Source organism: Micrococcus sp. 116, assembly GCF_902506395.1.
Taxonomy (GTDB): domain Bacteria; phylum Actinomycetota; class Actinomycetes; order Actinomycetales; family Micrococcaceae; genus Micrococcus; species Micrococcus luteus.
Window position 1 is genome coordinate 631,225 of record NZ_LR732370.1, and the last position, 16,122, is coordinate 647,346.

Consider the following 16,122-nt stretch of genomic DNA (forward strand, 5'->3'; position numbering starts at 1 on the left):
ACCCGCCCCGACCGCGCGCGCCGCAGCGGCCCGCCCCGCCACGCCTCCGGGCGTGCAGGGCCGCTGGGCCCGGCGCGCGGCGGGCGGGCTGATCGGCGTCAGTGTCCTGCTCGCCGCCTGGTCGTTCGCCCTCCCCTTCGTGTTCGGGCTGGGCCCGCGGCAGGTGCCGTGGTGGCGCGAGGTCTTCGACGTGAACCACGAGGCCAACCTCACGGCGTGGTGGAGCTCGGGCCTGCTCCTGCTGGGGGCCGCGGGCTTCACCACGGTGGGTCTCGTGCGTCGCGCGCTGGGGGCGGATCGGCGGCGGAGCCTGCTCGCGTGGTTGACCCCCGCGGCCCTGCTGGCGGCCATGAGCCTGGACGAATCGACGCAGATCCACGAGCAGGCCGGCCAGCTGTGGGAGGCCCTGCCGTTCGCGGGGGAGAACCCGCTGCCCGCGTTCCAGTGGCTGATCCTCGGCGCGCCGGCCGCGATCGTCGTCCTCGGGCTGCTCGCGCTGTGCACCGTCGCCCTGCCCCGCCGGACCCGAGCGCTGACGGTGGCGGGCGGCGCGGTGTTCTTCTTCGGCGCGATCGTCCTCGAGGCGGTGCCGCTCGTCTTCGGGATCGGGCGCAGCACCCTGGCCTACCACGTGGCGACGCACGCGGAGGAGCTGACCGAGATGATCGGGGCGTCCGTGCTCGTGGTGGCCCCGTGGGCCCACCTCCACCTGCGGCCTGCGCCGGGCCATCTGCAGGTGACCGCCGACGGCGTCCCGGACGTCGGCGCGGACGACGTCGTCCTCGGCGCGGGCCCCGGGCCCGCCGCTAGACTCGACGACTGTGACTGACGCCCGCGCCCCGTACTACCTGACCACGGCCATCTCCTACCCGAACGGCGAGCCGCACATCGGCCACGCCTACGAGTACATCGCCTCGGACGCGATGGCCCGCTTCCAGCGGCTCGACGGGCGGGATGTGCGCTTCCTGACCGGCACGGACGAGCACGGCCAGAAGATGGAGCAGACGGCGCAGCAGCAGGGCGTGAGCGCCCTCGAGCTGGCCACGCGCAACGCCGCCGTCTTCAAGGAGATGGACGACGACGTCCTGGACATCTCCTACGACCGCTTCATCCGCACCACGGACACGGACCACGCCGAGGCCGTCCGCGAGATCTGGCGGCGGATGGAGGCCAACGGGGACATCTACCTCGGCTCCTACGCCGGCTGGTACTCCGTGCGGGACGAACGCTACTTCGGCGAGGACGAGACCGAGGTGGGTCAGGACGGGGTGCGCCGCGCCGTCGAGACCGGCACCGAGGTGACGTGGACGGAGGAGGAGTCCTATTTCTTCCGCCTGTCCAAGTACCAGCAGCCGCTGCTGGACCACTACCGCGAGCACCCGGACTTCGCCGCCCCCCGGTACCGCTTCAACGAGGTCATCCGCTTCGTGGAGGCCGGGCTCGAGGACCTGTCCATCTCCCGGACCTCCTTCCAGTGGGGCATCGACCTGCCGGCGCCCGCGGACCCCGACGCCGCCGACGCCGACCGGCGCGCCGACCACGTCACCTACGTCTGGGTCGACGCGTTGACGAACTACCTCACCGGCGCGGGCTGGCCGGCGGAGGACCCGGAGGCGTTCGCGCGCTACTGGCCGGCGGACCTGCACGTGATCGGCAAGGACATCTCCCGGTTCCACTGCATCTTCTGGCCCGCGTTCCTCATGTCGGCCGGCCTCGAGCTGCCGCGCCGCGTCATGATCCATGGCTTCCTGAACAACAACGGGGCCAAGATGTCCAAGTCCCTGGGCAACGTGGTGCACCCGCGGGAATGGGTGGCCCGGTACGGCCTGGACGCCATTCGCTTCTTCCTGCTGCGCGAGTTCCCGTTCGGCGCGGACGGCTCCTACAGCCACGAGGCCGTGGTGAGCCGCAAGAACGCGGACCTGGCCAACAACCTCGGCAACCTCGCCCAGCGCTCGCTGTCCATGGTGGCCAAGAACTGCGGCGCCGCCGTGCCCGAGCCGGGCGAGCTCACCGAGGCGGACCGCGCCGTCCTGGCCCAGGTCGACGCCCTGCTGGAGCGCTCCCGGTCCGCGTACGCGGTGCAGGACTTCCACGACGCGCTCGAGGAGACCTGGCGCGTGCTCGGTGAGATCAACGCCTACTTCGCGGACCAGGCCCCGTGGGTGCTGCGCAAGACGGACGAGCCGCGCATGCGCACGGTGCTGTACGTGACGTTGCAGGCCGTGCGCCGGGTGGCCCTGCTCGCGCAGCCGGTGATGCCCGGCTCGGCCTCGCGGCTGCTGGACCTGCTCGGCGTCCCCGCCGAGGGCGACGCCGGCCGCACCGGCGCGTCCGGCACCGGCCCGCGGTCCTTCGCCGCGTTCCACGAGGACCTGGTCCCCGGCACCCCGCTGCCCGCCCCGCAGCCGGTCTTCCCGCGGCACGAGGAGCCCGCCGAGGACTGAGTCCGTCCGGAGGGTGAGACCGGGTGTCACACGATGTGGTCCTCACGCGTGCCGCGCGTAGCCTGAGGGCCATGACCGAGACCACACGCAGCTCCGCAGACCCCTTGGACATCGCCGTCATCGGCGGCGACGGCATCGGCCCCGAGGTCACCGACCAGGCCGCCGCCGTCCTGCAGGCGGCGCTGCGTGCCGAGGGGCGTCCGGAGGCCCGGCTCACCCCGTATCCGCTGGGTGCGGAGCACTGGCTCGAGACCGGCGAGGCGCTCACGGACGAGGTCCTCGAGTCCCTTCGCCGCCACGACGCGATCCTGTTCGGGGCCGTCGGCGCCGCGCCCGGGGACGAGCGCATCCCGTCCGGGCTGATCGAGCGCGGCATGCTGCTCAAGCTGCGCTTCGCGCTGGACCACGGCGTGAACCTGCGCCCGGCCACCCTGCTGCCCGGCGCCGTCAGCCCCCTGGCCGCGCCCGGCGAGATCGACTTCACCGTGGTGCGCGAGGGCACGGAGGGGCCGTACGTGGGCAACGGCGGTGCGATCCGCGTGGACACCCCGCACGAGATCGCCACGGAGGTCTCCGTGAACACGGCGTTCGGCGTGCGCCGCGTCGTCGAGGACGCCTTCCGTCGCGCCGACGCGGGCGAGCGCAAGCGCCTCACGCTCGTGCACAAGCACAACGTCCTGGTCCACGCCGGCCACCTGTGGCGCCGCACCGTGGAGTCCGTGGCGGCCGACTTCCCCGCGGTCACCTGGGACTACATGCACGTCGACGCCGCCATGATCTTCCTGGCGACGGACCCGGCCCGCTTCGACGTGATCGTGACGGACAACCTGTTCGGGGACATCATCACGGACCTCGCCGCGGCCGTGACCGGCGGCATCGGGCTCGCCGCCTCCGGCAACATCAACGTCGAGGGCACGGCGCCGTCGATGTTCGAGCCGGTCCACGGCTCCGCTCCGGACATCGCGGGCCAGGGGATCGCCGACCCCGTGGCCGCCATCCTCTCCGCCGCCCTGCTGCTCGAGCACGTGGGCGAGACCGGCGCCGCGGCGCGCGTGCGCACCGCGGTGTGGGCGCACCTGAAGGACCGGGTGGACGGCGCGCGGGGCACCACCGCCGAGGTGGGCGCCGACGTCGCCGCGCGGGTCTGACGCGCGGGCCCGGCGCGTCGACGCCGGGTCTAGGATGGGGCGACGGCCTGTGGCGTGTGCCACGCCCGGCGCCGTGGCCCCCCGCGCGTCGTGCCCGGCACCGGAGCCGTCCCCATCCGTCACCCGTCACGAGGAGTGATCCCACCGTGTCCGAGACCGTGTTCACGCGGCAACCACATCTGTCCCCGATGTCCGATCAGCAGCGCGTCGAGATCCTCCAGGACCCCGGTTTCGGCAACGTCTTCACGGACCACATGGTCTCGATCGACTGGACCTGGGACGAGGACGGCGGCGCGTGGCATGACGCCCGCGTGGAGCCCTACGGCCCGCTGTCCCTGGACCCCGCGGCCGCCGTGCTGCACTACGGCCAGGAGATCTTCGAGGGCCTGAAGGCCTACCGGCACGAGGACGGGTCGGTGTGGACGTTCCGCCCCGAGGCCAACGCGGCCCGCCTGAACCGCTCCGCCCGCCGCCTGGCCCTGCCGGAGCTGCCCGAGGAGCTGTTCCTCGGCTCGCTGCAGGCCCAGCTCGAGGCGGACCGGGCCTGGGTGCCCACCGGCCCGGGCCAGTCCCTCTACCTGCGCCCCTTCATGTTCGCCTCCGAGGCGTTCCTCGGCGTCCGCCCGGCCCGGCAGGTGCGGTACATGGTGATCGCCTCCCCGGCCGGCAACTACTTCGGCGGCGAGCTCAAGCCGGTGACCATCTGGGTCTCGCGCGACTACGCCCGCGCCGGCAAGGGCGGCATGGGCGCGGCCAAGACCGGCGGCAACTACGCCGCCTCGCTGCTGCCCCAGCTGCAGGCCGCGGCCCAGGGCGCCGACCAGGTCGTGTTCCTCGACCAGTACCACGACGACGCGATCGAGGAGCTCGGCGGCATGAACGTGTTCTTCGTGCACGCCGACGGCCGCCTCGTCACCCCGGCGCTCACCGGCACGATCCTCGAGGGCGTCACCCGCTCCTCGATCCTCCAGCTCGGCCGGGACATGGGCCTGACCGTCGAGGAGCGTCGCGTCACCCTCGCCGAGTGGGCCGAGGGCGTCCGCTCGGGCGAGATCACCGAGGTCTTCGCGTGCGGCACCGCCGCCGTCGTGACCCCGATCGGCCGTCTGCTCGACGGCGACGACGTGATCGAGTCCGCCGGCGGGGCCGACGTGGCCCTCAAGATCCGCACCGAGCTCGAGGGCATCCAGACCGGGCGCGTCGAGGACCGCCACGGCTGGCTGCACCGCCTCGTCTGACCCCACCCCACGAACGGAGACCCCCGTGAGCTCGCACCGCTCCTCCGCGGCCGCCGAGGGCGCCCCACTCCCGGCCACGACGCCGGAAGACCTCCCGCCCACCGAGGCCGCCGGCCGGCCCCGCTGGACGCCCGTGAAGATCGCCGTCTGGGTGGCCGTCGCCCTGCTCGGCGGCGTCGCCTGGACCATGCTCGCCCTGCACCGCGGCGAGACGATCAACGCGATCTGGTTCGTGTTCGCCGCCGTGGCGACGTTCGCGATCGGCTACCGCTTCTACTCGAAGTACGTCGAGCGCATGATCGTCCACCCGGACGACACCCGCGCCACCCCGGCCGAGTACCGGGCCGACGGCCGGGACTACGTGGCCACCGACCGCCGCGTGCTCTACGGCCACCACTTCGCGGCCATCGCCGGCGCCGGTCCGCTCGTGGGCCCCGTGCTCGCCGCGCAGATGGGCTACCTGCCCGGCACCATCTGGATCATCGTCGGCGTGATCCTGGCCGGCGCGGTCCAGGACTACCTCGTCCTGTTCTTCTCGATGCGCCGCGGCGGCCGCTCGCTCGGCCAGATGGCCCGGGACGAGCTGGGCCGCGTCGGGGGCACCGCCGCGATCGTGGCCACCCTGCTGATCATGGTGATCATCACCGCGATCCTCGCGCTCGTGGTGGTCAACGCCCTCGGCGAGTCCCCGTGGGGCGTGTTCTCCGTGGCCCTGACCATCCCGATCGCGATCTTCATGGGCCTGTACCTGCGCTACCTGCGCCCGGGCCGGATCACCGAGGTCTCGATCATCGGCTTCGTGCTGCTCATGGCCGCCATCATCGGCGGCGGCTGGGTCGCCGAGACCGACTGGGGCGTGGCCCTGTTCACCCTGGACCGCGTGACCATCGCGTGGGGCATCATCATCTACGGCTTCGTGGCCGCCGTGCTGCCCGTGTGGCTGCTGCTCGCGCCCCGCGACTACCTCTCCACCTTCATGAAGATCGGCGTGATCGCCGGCCTCGCCGTGGCCATCGTGATCGTGCAGCCGCAGATCACCGCCCCGGCGATCTCCGAGTTCGCCTCGGGCCAGACCGGTCCGGTGTGGCCGGGCTCCCTGTTCCCGTTCCTGTTCGTGACCATCGCGTGCGGCGCCCTGTCCGGCTTCCACGCGCTGATCGCCTCGGGCACCACCCCGAAGATGGTGGAGAAGGAGCGCCAGACCCGCTTCATCGGCTACGGCGGCATGCTCATGGAGGCCTTCGTGGCGGTCATGGCGCTCGTGGCGGCCGTGTCCATCGACCGCGGCATCTACTTCGCCATGAACGCCCCCGCCGCGCTCACCGGCGGCACCCCCGAGACGGCGGCCGCCTGGGTGATGAGCCTGGGCCTGGCCGGCGTGGACGTCACGCCCGAGCAGCTCACCGCGCTGGCGAACCTCGTGGGCGAGGACACGGTCGTCTCCCGCACGGGTGGCGCCCCGACGCTCGCCGTCGGGCTCTCGATCATCATGGGCCAGCTGATCGGCGGCGAGGCCCTCATGGGCTTCTGGTACCACTTCGCCATCATGTTCGAGGCGCTGTTCATCCTCACCGCCGTGGACGCCGGCACCCGCGTGGCCCGCTTCATGCTCCAGGATTCCCTGGGCAACGTGGTCCCGCGCTTCAAGGACACCGGCTGGCGCGTGGGCGCCTGGGTGTGCACCGGCATCATGGTGGCCGCGTGGGGCGCCGTGCTGATCATGGGCGTGACCGACCCGCTGGGCGGCATCAACACGCTGTTCCCGCTGTTCGGCATCGCCAACCAGCTGCTGGCGGCCATCGCGCTCGCGGTGGTCCTGGCGATCGTGGCCGGCCGCCGGCACTTCCGGGGCCTGTGGATCGTGGCGCTGCCGCTGGGCTTCATCACCGTGGTCACCACGGTGGCGAGCTTCCAGAAGATCTTCTCGTCGGTCCCGGCGGTGGGCTACTGGGCGCAGCACAACGCGTTCAAGGACGCGCTGGCCTCGGGCGCCACGAGCTTCGGCGCCGCGAAGTCCGTGCCGGCGATGGAGGCCGTGGTCCGCAACACCTTCATCCAGGGCACGCTGTCCATCGTGTTCCTCGTGCTGGCGCTCGTGGTCATCACGACGTCGGTGCTCGCCACGGTGCGCGCCTTCCGCGGCACCGAGGTCATCGATCACCAGGACCCGTACGTGCCCTCGCAGCGCTTCGCCCCGGCCGGGCTGTTCGCCACGGCCGAGGAGAAGGAGCTGCAGCGGCAGTGGGACGCCCTGCCGGCGGACCGGCAGCCGGTGCGGGGTCACTGACGTGGCCGATCCGCGCGCGACGCCGGCCGGGCCCTCCACCGCGGAGGGCCCGGCCGGCCCGTCTCGGCCCGGGGTGTGGGCCCGGGTGCGCTGGTGGGTCCGCCAGCTCTCCGGAGAGGGGAAGTACGACGCGTACGTGGCCCACCACCGGGCCCACCATCCGGAGCGCGCGCCGATGACCGAGCGGGAGTTCTGGCGGGCCGAGTACGCCCGCCAGGAGGAGAATCCGGGCAGCCGCTGCTGCTGAGCGGCCTGGACCCGCCCCGCTCCGCACCGCGCTGCACCGCGCTGAGCCAGACGAATCCGCCCGCGAGCCAGACGAATCGGTCGCCCCGGGCCGTCGGGCGCGGCCGAATCGTCTGGCTCGCGGCGTCAGCGCAGTCGGCATCGGGTGGGGTGTCCGGCGACGGCGACCGCCGCTCACCCACTACGCTGACCCCCATGCGCATCGCCCGTTTCGTGGACCAGGCCGAACCGACCTACGGCATCGTGGAGGGCCCGGCGGACGCCGACCTCTCCGAGCTGAGCATCACCGCCCTGCAGGGGGACCCGTTCTTCCATGGGATCCAGCCGACCGGCACGACCCACCGCCTCGAGGACGTGCGGCTGGTCGCGCCGATCATCCCGCGCTCCAAGATCGTGGGCGTGGGCCGCAACTGGGCGGACCACGCCAAGGAGCTCGGCAACGAGGTGCCCACGTCCCCGCAGTTCTTCCTCAAGCCGAACACCTCCGTGGTGGGTCCGAACGAGCCGGTCACCCTGCCCAGCTGGTCGGAGGAGGTCTCCTACGAGGCCGAGCTCGCCGTCGTGATCGGCACCATCTGCAAGGACGTGCCGGTGAGCCGCGTGGACGACGTCGTGTTCGGCTACACCGTGGGCAACGACCTCACCGCCCGCGACGCCCAGCGCACCGACCTGCAGTGGGCCCGCGCCAAGGGCTTCGACGGCGCCTGCCCGCTGGGCCCGTGGATCGAGACCGAGCTGGACGTGGAGCCGACCGGCGGCCTGCGCATCACGTCCCGCCTCGACGGTGAGACCCGCCAGGACGGCACGACCGCGGATATGGTCTTCGGCGTCCGCGAGCTCGTGGCCGCGGCCTCGGAGATGTTCACCCTCCTGCCCGGCGACGTGATCCTGACCGGCACCCCGGGCGGGGTCGGGACGGTCCAGGAGGGCCAGCGCGTCGAGGCCGAGGTCGAGGGCATCGGCGTCCTCGCCACCGTCTTCCGCCGCTGACGCAGGCGCCCGACGACGGCGTCCGGGCCCCCGCGTAGACTCGGGGCATCATGACTGACGCCACCGCTCCCGTGTCCGAGAACGCCCCCGCCCCCTTCGCCGACGTCCCCCAGGTGGACGCCGAGACCCCCGTGCGCGTGCGCTTCGCCCCCTCGCCCACCGGCACCCCCCACGTGGGGCTGATCCGCACCGTCCTGTTCAACTGGGGCTGGGCGCGGCACACCGGCGGCACCCTCGTGTTCCGCATCGAGGACACGGATGCCAAGCGCGACTCGGAGGAGTCCTACCAGCAGCTGGTCGAGGCGATGCGCTGGCTCGGGATCGACTGGGACGAGGGCGTCGAGGTCGGCGGCCCGCACGAGCCGTACCGTCAGTCCCAGCGCGGGCAGATCTACGCGGACGTGATCGAGAAGCTCAAGGCCGGCGGACACATCTACCCGTCCTACTCGAGCCCCGAGGAGACCGAGGCCCGTCACCGGGCCGCCGGCCGCGACCCCAAGCTCGGCTACGACGGCCACGACCGCGACCTCACGGACGAGCAGATCGCCGCCTTCGAGGCCGAGGGCCGCGCGCCGGTCTGGCGGCTGCGCATGCCGGACGAGGACATCACCTTCACCGACCTGGTGCGCGGGGAGATCACCTTCAAGGCCGGCTCCGTGCCGGACTTCGTGGTGGTGCGCGCGGACGGCTCGCCGCTGTACACCCTCGTGAACCCGGTGGACGACGCGCTCATGGGCATCACCCACGTGCTGCGCGGTGAGGACCTGCTCTCCTCGACTCCGCGCCAGATCGCGCTCTACCGCGCCCTGCACGCGATCGGCGTCGCCCGGTACATGCCGGTGTTCGGCCACCTGCCCTACGTGATGGGCGAGGGCAACAAGAAGCTCTCCAAGCGCGACCCGCAGGCCAACCTGTTCCTGCACCGGGACAACGGCTTCATCCCGGAGGGCCTGCTGAACTACCTCGGCCTGCTGGGCTGGTCCCTCTCCGCGGACGAGGACATCTTCACCCCGCAGCAGTTCGTGGAGCACTTCGACGTGCACAAGGTGCTGGCCAACCCCGCCCGCTTCGACGAGAAGAAGGCGATCGCGATCAACGGCACGCACGTGCGCATGCTCGACGTGGCCGACTTCCGTGACCGTCTCGTGCCCTACCTGCACGCGGCCGGCCTCGTGGGCGAGCACCTGACGGAGCGGGAGATGCAGATCCTCACCGCCGCGGCCCCGCTCGTGCAGGAGCGTGTGCAGCTGCTCGGCGAGGCCGTCGAGATGCTCGCCTTCCTCTTCACGGCGGACCGGGACGTCCGGACGGCCGAGGGCGCCCTCAAGGGGATGCCGGCGGACCTGGGGGCCGCCGTCGCCGCGGCCCGGGAGGCGCTGGCCGCCCTGCCCGAGGACGAGTTCACCACCGAGCGCATCGAGGCGGCGCTGCGGTCCGCCCTCATCGACGGCCTGGGCCTCAAGCCGCGCCAGGCGTTCGGCCCCGTGCGCGTCGCGGTGACCGGCCGCAAGGTGTCCCCGCCGCTCTTCGAGTCGCTTGAGATCCTGGGCCGCGACTCCGCGCTCGCCCGCCTGGACCGCTTCGCCGCGGAGCAGGGCCTGGACCAGGGCCGGCCCGCCGACGCATGAGCCGGGGCGCCAGCACGACGCCGGCCGGCGGGTCCGCGGGCGCGCCCGCGCCGCCGGCCTGGGACGCCGTCCTCTTCGACCTGGACGACACGCTGCTGGATCTGCGCTCCGCCCAGCACGCCGCGTTCGACGCGACGGTGCGCCGGCAGTGGGCCGGGGCCGCCGACGTCGACCCGGCGGTGCTGGCCGAGGCCACCGACGCCTTCGCGTCCGACGTCGGCGGCCACTACGGGCGCTACGTGGCCGGGGAGCTGACGTTCGAGGAGCAGCGGCTGGCCCGCGTGGCCGACGCCCTGCGCGCGCTCGGCGTGCCCGAGGACGCGGCGACCCCGCTCGACGGCCTGTGGACCACCGACTACGAGGAGGTCGTGCGCGGGCACTGGGCGCTGTTCCCCGCGACCGCCGACGTGCTCGCCGAGGTGCGGGGAACAGGCCGTGGCGTGGGGATCGTCACGAACAACGTGGAGACCTACCAGCGCGGCAAGGCCGACGCCCTCGGTCTGGAGTGGGTCGAGGTGCTGATCGGCTCGGACACGGCCGGGGCCCCGAAGCCGGACCCGGCCCCCTTCCTGGCCGGCTGCTCCCGCCTGGGCACGGACCCGGGACGTACCCTCATGGTGGGGGACAGCCTGCGTCACGACGTCGAGGGGGCCCGGTCGGCGGGGCTCGTCCCGGTGTGGATGAGCCCCGACGCCCCCGCCCACGGCGGGGCGGAGGAGCCGCTCTGGGACGAGGAGCACGCGTGCTGGCGGATGCGGGCGATCGGCGGGCTGCGGACCTGGCTGGCGGCCTGACCCGCCGATTTTGCACGCGCCGCCCGGAGGGTGTAGAGTTCTTACTCGTTGCCGGAGAGATCCGGGAACACGGAGCTCATGAATATGATGCACATCGGTCAGGCATGCTTGACCGACAGTGGGGTATGGTGTAATTGGCAACACAACGGTTTCTGGTACCGTCATTCTAGGTTCGAGTCCTGGTACCCCAGCGAGTCTTCGGACTCAGTGAACGCGCACGGGCGGAGACGCTCGGACGTGGCGCACGGCCCCATCGTATAGCGGCCTAGTACGCCGCCCTCTCACGGCGGTAACGCGGGTTCAAATCCCGCTGGGGTCACGCAGTCGCCGCCCGGTCCTCAGACCGGAACGGCACGGGCGGATGAACGCATCCGCCGCCTGAACAGGAGACGCAGGCGCAGCAGAAGGTCTCCACGGCATCGCTTCCGCACACGCGGACAGCGCGCTCGGCCCCATCGTATAGCGGCCTAGTACGCCGCCCTCTCACGGCGGTAACGCGGGTTCAAATCCCGCTGGGGTCACCCGAGTGACAGGAAGCCCGGTCCCTGCGGACCGGGCTTCCGTCGTCTCCGTCCGCCGGGCCGGCGGGATGGGCGGCCGGCGCGCGCCCGTGAGACGATGGCCCACGTGCCACACACGGATCAGAACGTCCCAGACCTCGGTGTCGACACGGCCGTCCGCCGCGTGCGCGAGCACCTCGCCGCGCTCGAGTTGCCCTTCGAGACCGTCACCGCAGGGCAGGACCGCGCCGAGCGAGAGCGCACCCTGCACCAGATCGACGACTACGTGCTGCCCCGCCTCGACTCGCTCGACGCGCCGCTGCTGGCCGTCGTCGGCGGCTCCACCGGTGCGGGCAAGTCCACGCTGGTGAACGCGCTCGTCGGCCACGAGGTCTCCCGCTCCTCCGCCCTGCGGCCCACCACGCGGCAGCCGCTGCTGCTGCACAACCCCGCCGACGCCCACTGGTTCACGGGCCCGCGGGTGCTGCCCGACCTCGCCCGCGTCAGCGTGCACCGCGACGCGGCCGCCGGCCCCGTCGAACCCGACCAGTCCGCGATGGACACGGTCGCGCTCGTGGCCGAGCCCGCACTGCCGTCAGGCATCGCCCTCGTGGACGCCCCGGACATCGACTCCGTGGCGGACCAGAACCGCGCGCTGGCCCGGCAGCTCCTCGAGGCCGCCGACCTGTGGATCTTCACGACGACGGCGCACCGCTACGCCGACGCCGTGCCCTGGCAGCTGCTGGACGAGGCCGCCGCCCGCGACATCACCGTGGCCGTCGTGCTCGGCCGCGTGCCCGAGGGCGCGGCGGAGGACATCACCCCGGACCTGCGGCGCATGCTCACCGAGCGCGGCCTCGCCGACGCCCGGATCCACGTGATCCCCGAGACCCGCTTCGACGAGCGCGGTCTGCTCCCGCAGGAGCACGTCGCGGGCCTGCGCGCCTGGCTCGAGACCCTCGCCGCCGACGCCCAGGCGCGCGGCGCTGTCGCCCGCCGGACCGTGGACGGCGTGCTGGGCCAGCTGGCCGCCCGCGTCGCCGACCTGGCCCGCGCCGAGGAGGAGCAGCGGCACGCCGCGGACCTGCTCGCCCGGATCGTGGGGGACTCCACGGACCAGGCCGTCGGCCGGGTCCACGAGGCCACCTCGGACGGCACGCTGCTGCGCGGCGAGGTGCTCTCCCGCTGGCAGGACTTCGTCGGCACGGGGGAGTTCTTCCGCGGCGTCGAGACCACGATCGGCCGGCTGCGGGACCGCCTCGGCGCCCTGGTGCGCGGGCGCCCGGCCCCGCCCGAAGAGGTCGAGACCGCGCTCGAGACCGGCCTGCACGCCGTGATGGTCGAGGCGGCCGCCGCGGCCGCCGAGCAGATCGAGCGGCGTTGGGCGTCCGAGCCGGCGGGCCGGGCCCTCGTGGCCGGGCGCGACCTGGGCGCCCTGGCGCCGGACACGTCGGCGCGGGCGGCCGACGTCGTGCGGGACTGGCAGTCGGACGTGCTGGCGCTGATCCAGGAGGAGGGCGCGGGCAAGCGCACGCGCGCCCGCCTGGCGGCCACCGGCGTGAACGGCGCGGCCGTGGCCCTCATGATCATCTCGTTCGCCTCCACCGGCGGACTCGCGGGCATCGAGGTCGGCATCGCCGGCGGCGCCGCCGTCGTCGGGCAGAAGCTGCTCGAGTCGATCTTCGGCGAGGACGCCGTGCGCCGCATGGCCCGGCGTGCCGATGAGCTGCTCGAGCACCGAGTGCGGGCCTTCCTCGAGACCGTGCTCGCGGACCGCTTCCTGCCGCTGCTCCACCTCGAGCGCGAGCCGCAGGCCACCGAGGAGCTGCGCGCCCTCGTGCCGGTGCTGCGCCGCGGGGTGGCCGCCGGCGTCGACGGCCCGACCGGGCCCGAGCACGCCCCGTCCGCCGCCGAGGCGGGGGAGGAGCCCCGATGAGCCGCCGCGACACCCCCGCCCTGGCCCCCCGCCTGGACGCCCTCGGCGAGGCCGCCGAGCTGGCCGCGGGCCGCCTGCCCGAGGACGTCGTGGCCGGGGCCGACGCCGTCGTGCGCGCGGCCGGGGAGCGCCAGGCACTCTCCGCGGAGCACACCGTGGTCGGGTTCTTCGGGGCGACGGGCTCCGGCAAGTCCTCCCTGTTCAACGCGCTCACCGGCCGCGACCTGGCCCGCGTGGCCGCCACCCGGCCCACCACGTCCGAGCCGCTCGCCGCGGTCTGGGGCGTGGGCCGGGGACAGGGGTTGGACCCGGACGCGGAGCACGGCGACGGCACCGGCGAGGGCGGCGGCGCGGCCGCGCTGCTCGACTGGCTCGGCGTGCGCCGCCGCCACCTGCTGGACGAGGCGCCCGTGCTCGACGACGGCCGCCCCGGCTTCCTCGGCTTCGGCCGCCGTGACGGCGCCGACGCCACCGGCCTGATCCTGCTGGACCTGCCGGACATCGACTCGGTCGAGCGGGGCAACCGCGAGATCACCTCCCGGCTGGCCGGCCACGTGGACGTGCTGGTGTGGGTCGTGGACCCGGAGAAGTACGCGGACGCCGTGCTGCACCGCGAGTTCCTGGCGACCATGGGCTCGCACGCGGCCGTCACCCTCGTGCTGCTCAACCAGGTGGACCGGCTCTCGGTGCGTGACCGGGACGTCGTGCTGGCCTCGCTGCGCCGGATGCTCTCCGGCCACGGCCTCGGCGACGTCCGGGTGCTGCCCGTGTCCGCGCGCACGGGGGAGGGCCTCGAGGAGGTCGGCCGGCAGGTCGCGGCGATCGTCGCCCAGCGCGGCGCGGCCGCCGAACGCCTGGGCGCGGACGTCGCGGCCCGTGCCGCGGACCTCGCCGCCGCCTCGGGCGAGGGCGAGCCGGCCGGCGTCGGGCCCGGGGACGAGCAGCGGCTCGGGCGCGAGCTGGCCGTGGCCGGCGGCGTGCCGGCCGTCGTCCGGGCGGTGGAGGGCTCGTACCGGCTGCGCTCGGCCAAGCGCACCAGCTGGCCCGTGCTGCGCTGGATGCACTCCTTCCGCGCGGACCCCCTGCGGCGCCTGCACCTGATGCCCGAGAGCGCCGCCCCCCGCCGCGACCGGGACGAGGTCGCCCGCGACCCCGCGCTGCACCGCACCTCCCTGCCCGAGCGCTCGGGCACCCAGCGGGCCGTCGTCGACGGCGCGGTCCGCACGCTGGCCGCCGCGGCCGGCGCGGGAGCCTCCGAGCCGTGGGCCGCCGCCATCCGCCGCGCGGGCCGGGAGCACGCCGAGGAGCTCCCCGGCGCCGTGGACCAGGCGATCGCCGCCACCGACCTCGGGGCCGGTCGGGGCAGCTGGTGGCACCCCGTGCTGGACGTGCTGCAGTGGCTCGCCCTCCTCACCGCCGTCGTCGGCGCCGGCTGGCTGGGCGTCCTCGCCCTGGCCGGGTACCTGCAGTTCCCCCTGCCGCCCGCCCCCACGGTCGAGGGCTTCCCCCTCCCGACGCTGCTGCCCGTCGGCGGCCTCGCGCCCGGCGTGCTCCTGGCCCTGCTGGCGATCCCCCTGACCCGGTGGACCGCCGCGGCGCGGGGACGCCACGCGCGCCGCCGCCTCGAGGAGGCGACCACCGACGTCGGCCGGCGGCTCGTCGTCGACCCGGTGCGCGCCGAGGTGGACCGCTTCCGCGCCTTCCGCGACGCCCTCGCCCGGGCCTCCGGCGCCCCGGTCCGGCGGGGCCGCCGATGACGGTGCGCGACCCCGCGGCCGCGGCGGGGGCGACCGTCGGCGACCTCACGGAGGCCGAGCTGCTGGAGGTCGTCCTGACCGGGCTCGCTCCCGCCGTCCGGGACGGCCACTGGCCCGCCGGCACCGTCGCCCCGGGCGACGACGCCGCCCTCGTGCCCGCGCCCCGCGGCGGGACGCTCATCTCCACGGACGCGATGGGGGAGGGCACGGACTTCCTGCACCGCTGGCCGGCCGGCCCCCGCACCCGCGGCCACGACGCCGGCTGGAAGGCCGTCGCCCAGAACCTCTCGGACGTCAACGCGATGGGCGGGACCGCCTCCGCGCTCGTCACCGCCCTCACCCTGCCGCCGACGACGCCGGTCGCCTGGGTGCGGTCGTTCGCCGCGGGCATCGTGGGCGCGGTGCGTCACCTCGGCGCGCCGGACTGCCGGGTGGCCGGGGGCGACCTGGGCACCGGCGGACGGGTCCACGCCGCGGTGACGGTGCTCGGGGACCCGCACCCCGGCGGAGTGCTGTGCCGCACGCCGGCCGCGGCGGACCGGGACCGCGTGCTCGCCGAGGGCGCCGACCTCGTCCATGCCCAGGCGGTGCCGGACGGTCCCCGGGCCGCCGCGCCCCCGGGGCCGGGGTGGGCCGCCGCCGGGCTCGCCCTGCTGCTCACCGACCGCGCGGAGCTGGAGCGACGGGCGGACGCCCTCCCCGCCGCCGACCGGCCGTCACCGCGGGAGCTCGCCCGCGCCGTCCGCGCCCAGCTGCGACCCCGCCCGCCGCTGGCCCTCGGACCCGCCGCGGTGACGGCCGGCCTGCTCACCCTCATGGACGTCTCCGACGGCCTGGGCAAGGACGCGCACCGCATGGCGGCCGCCACCGGCGGGGCCGGACCCGCGCCGGCACCGTGGCTGGACGAGGCCTGGCTGGCGGCGACCGCCGCACCCCTGCGCCGCGTGGCCGCCCTGGCCGGGACCAGTCCGGAGGCGCTCGTGACCGGCGGGGGCGAGGACTACGGCCTCCTGGGGCTGGCGTGGCCCGAGACCGAGCTGCCCCGGGGGTTCACGCGGATCGGCCGGCTCGTGCCGGACGGGGCCCGGCCGCCGACCGGGCACCGGCCCCTGTCCGAGTCCGGCTGGGACCCGTTCGCCGGCTGAGCGCCC

Annotated in this window: 12 protein-coding genes and 3 tRNA genes; all 15 read left to right on the plus strand. The window is 74.4% G+C overall.

Features of this window, described 5'->3' with window-relative positions:
• On the plus strand, positions 1 to 829 hold an 829-nt coding region (locus CITRIK5_RS02955; protein WP_236557132.1), incomplete at its 5' end, for a hypothetical protein.
• Positions 822 to 2,447 (plus strand): methionine--tRNA ligase, encoded by a 1,626-nt coding sequence (metG, locus tag CITRIK5_RS02960; RefSeq protein ID WP_049145187.1) that lies wholly within the window; start codon positions 822 to 824, stop codon positions 2,445 to 2,447. The genes CITRIK5_RS02955 and metG, both read left to right, overlap by 8 nt.
• Positions 2,448 to 2,518: 71 nt before the next feature.
• Positions 2,519 to 3,595: a 3-isopropylmalate dehydrogenase gene (locus tag CITRIK5_RS02965; RefSeq protein WP_069941572.1), complete on the plus strand. Its 1,077-nt coding sequence runs from the start codon at positions 2,519 to 2,521 to the stop codon at positions 3,593 to 3,595.
• 188 nt (positions 3,596 to 3,783) lie between these two features.
• A complete protein-coding gene (locus CITRIK5_RS02970) occupies positions 3,784 to 4,833 on the plus strand; it encodes a branched-chain amino acid aminotransferase (RefSeq protein WP_049145270.1) in 1,050 nt (349 codons plus the stop codon).
• A gap of 25 nt (positions 4,834 to 4,858) precedes the next feature.
• On the plus strand, positions 4,859 to 7,120 hold the full coding sequence (locus CITRIK5_RS02975; protein WP_100058583.1) for a carbon starvation CstA family protein: 2,262 nt from the start codon (positions 4,859 to 4,861) through the stop codon (positions 7,118 to 7,120).
• 1 nt (position 7,121) lies between these two features.
• Entirely contained in the window at positions 7,122 to 7,367 is a 246-nt protein-coding gene (locus CITRIK5_RS02980) for a YbdD/YjiX family protein (protein ID WP_101967181.1), read from the plus strand.
• Between the two features lie 194 nt (positions 7,368 to 7,561).
• Entirely contained in the window at positions 7,562 to 8,356 is a 795-nt protein-coding gene (locus CITRIK5_RS02985; RefSeq protein ID WP_100058773.1) for a fumarylacetoacetate hydrolase family protein, read from the plus strand.
• A gap of 50 nt (positions 8,357 to 8,406) precedes the next feature.
• Complete coding sequence (gene gltX, locus CITRIK5_RS02990) at positions 8,407 to 9,984, plus strand: glutamate--tRNA ligase (RefSeq protein ID WP_100058774.1); 1,578 nt, start codon at positions 8,407 to 8,409, stop codon at positions 9,982 to 9,984.
• Positions 9,981 to 10,778: an HAD family hydrolase gene (locus tag CITRIK5_RS02995; RefSeq protein WP_135019811.1), complete on the plus strand. Its 798-nt coding sequence runs from the start codon at positions 9,981 to 9,983 to the stop codon at positions 10,776 to 10,778. Before gltX ends, CITRIK5_RS02995 begins: the two co-directional genes overlap by 4 nt.
• Before the next feature lie 119 nt (positions 10,779 to 10,897).
• A tRNA-Gln gene (locus tag CITRIK5_RS03000) sits at positions 10,898 to 10,969 on the plus strand.
• A gap of 55 nt (positions 10,970 to 11,024) precedes the next feature.
• Positions 11,025 to 11,097: transfer RNA gene (locus CITRIK5_RS03005), tRNA-Glu, on the plus strand.
• A 129-nt stretch (positions 11,098 to 11,226) separates the two neighbouring features.
• Positions 11,227 to 11,299: transfer RNA gene (locus CITRIK5_RS03010), tRNA-Glu, on the plus strand.
• Between the two features lie 106 nt (positions 11,300 to 11,405).
• Entirely contained in the window at positions 11,406 to 13,214 is a 1,809-nt protein-coding gene (locus CITRIK5_RS03015) for a dynamin family protein (protein ID WP_044659171.1), read from the plus strand.
• Positions 13,211 to 14,971, plus strand: coding sequence for a GTPase (locus tag CITRIK5_RS03020; RefSeq protein ID WP_159833065.1), 1,761 nt, complete (start codon positions 13,211 to 13,213; stop codon positions 14,969 to 14,971). The genes CITRIK5_RS03015 and CITRIK5_RS03020 overlap by 4 nt, the downstream gene beginning before the upstream one ends.
• Complete coding sequence (locus CITRIK5_RS03025; RefSeq protein ID WP_044659169.1) at positions 14,968 to 16,116, plus strand: thiamine-monophosphate kinase; 1,149 nt, start codon at positions 14,968 to 14,970, stop codon at positions 16,114 to 16,116. The genes CITRIK5_RS03020 and CITRIK5_RS03025 overlap by 4 nt, the downstream gene beginning before the upstream one ends.
• Positions 16,117 to 16,122 lie beyond the last annotated feature (6 nt).

What these genes read in the sequence shown, in the direction of transcription:
- CITRIK5_RS03020 (WP_159833065.1), top strand. Translation starts at nt 13,211, where the DNA reads ATGAGCCGCCGCGACACCCCCGCCCTGGCCCCCCGCCTGGACGCCCTC.
- CITRIK5_RS02995 (WP_135019811.1), top strand. Translation starts at nt 9,981, where the DNA reads ATGAGCCGGGGCGCCAGCACGACGCCGGCCGGCGGGTCCGCGGGCGCG.
- CITRIK5_RS02970 (WP_049145270.1), top strand. Translation starts at nt 3,784, where the DNA reads ATGTCCGATCAGCAGCGCGTCGAGATCCTCCAGGACCCCGGTTTCGGC.
- gltX (WP_100058774.1), top strand. Translation starts at nt 8,407, where the DNA reads ATGACTGACGCCACCGCTCCCGTGTCCGAGAACGCCCCCGCCCCCTTC.
- CITRIK5_RS03025 (WP_044659169.1), top strand. Translation starts at nt 14,968, where the DNA reads ATGACGGTGCGCGACCCCGCGGCCGCGGCGGGGGCGACCGTCGGCGAC.
- CITRIK5_RS02985 (WP_100058773.1), top strand. Translation starts at nt 7,562, where the DNA reads ATGCGCATCGCCCGTTTCGTGGACCAGGCCGAACCGACCTACGGCATC.
- CITRIK5_RS02965 (WP_069941572.1), top strand. Translation starts at nt 2,519, where the DNA reads ATGACCGAGACCACACGCAGCTCCGCAGACCCCTTGGACATCGCCGTC.